The sequence below is a fragment of the Campylobacter concisus genome (assembly GCF_902460875.1).
Lineage (GTDB): Bacteria > Campylobacterota > Campylobacteria > Campylobacterales > Campylobacteraceae > Campylobacter_A > Campylobacter_A concisus_AA.
Genome location: NZ_CABPVR010000026.1, coordinates 1 through 898 on the forward strand (window position 1 = coordinate 1; position 898 = coordinate 898).

Genomic DNA, 898 nt, shown 5'->3' on the forward strand with positions numbered 1-898 from the left:
CAATTTATTATGTTTGAGCGGTGTTGAAATGACAAAACAACATCTATATTTAAATTTTTAATTAAGCCTATTAGCCTAAAAACATCTAATAAAATTGTTATAAGCTTTTGGAAAACGCCAAAATTATAGCTATTTCTAAAAGAGATACATTTTATACCAGAATTTAGCTCAAACGAGATCTTGTCTTCTAATAAAACCAAATATATTTCATATCTAGGGTCTTTAACCAATTCATTGGCTAAAACCGCCATAGATCTCTCGGCTCCGCCACCATACAACCAGTCGTTTAATAATATTAGCCTAATTTTATCTTTCATTTATCATCCACTGCTTGTACCATAGCTGAAATATCAAAAAAAGCCATAATTTATATCCAGGTTTTTTTTCTTCATAAAATTCTTTTTTTAGCTTAACTACCTCTGCATGGCAAAAAATACCTTGGTCTTCAATAAAATCTTTATTAGAGCAATCATCAACAAAATTTTTTAGATCACCATTTAACCAATCCTCAAAAGGTGGAACGAAGCCCTGCTTTGGACGGTCTAGTAAATTTTTTGGGATAAAATCATGAACAATATCTTTTAATATCCCCTTGGGGCCATTTTTTAGCTTTAGACTAGATGGAACTTGTGCTAAATATTCTATTATCCGCTGATCTAAAAATGGCTCTCTAGACTCCAATGATACAGCCATGCTAGCCCTATCTACTTTCATCAAAATTTGGTACATATATGTTTGAAAGTCTACACACATTGACTCGTCGAAGTAATCTCCATTTACACATCCAAATTTATTATAAGATGTTTTGTACTCAGAGCTATAATTTTTTATGAATTTTGCGACATCTTCCTTTAAAAAATACTGACTTGAAATTTTAAAAACACTTTCCGCTTTAGCG

General features: G+C 31.3%; 1 protein-coding gene and 1 pseudogene. Both read right to left on the minus strand.

Annotation, left to right across the window (positions count from 1 at the left end):
- A pseudogene (locus tag F3H01_RS09095) lies at window positions 1–317 on the minus strand (hypothetical protein); the annotation flags it as partial.
- Window positions 307–898 (minus strand): asparagine synthase-related protein (locus F3H01_RS09100; protein ID WP_223155411.1); only part of this gene is annotated, 592 nt, incomplete at its 5' end. The gene F3H01_RS09100 and the pseudogene F3H01_RS09095, both read right to left, overlap by 11 nt.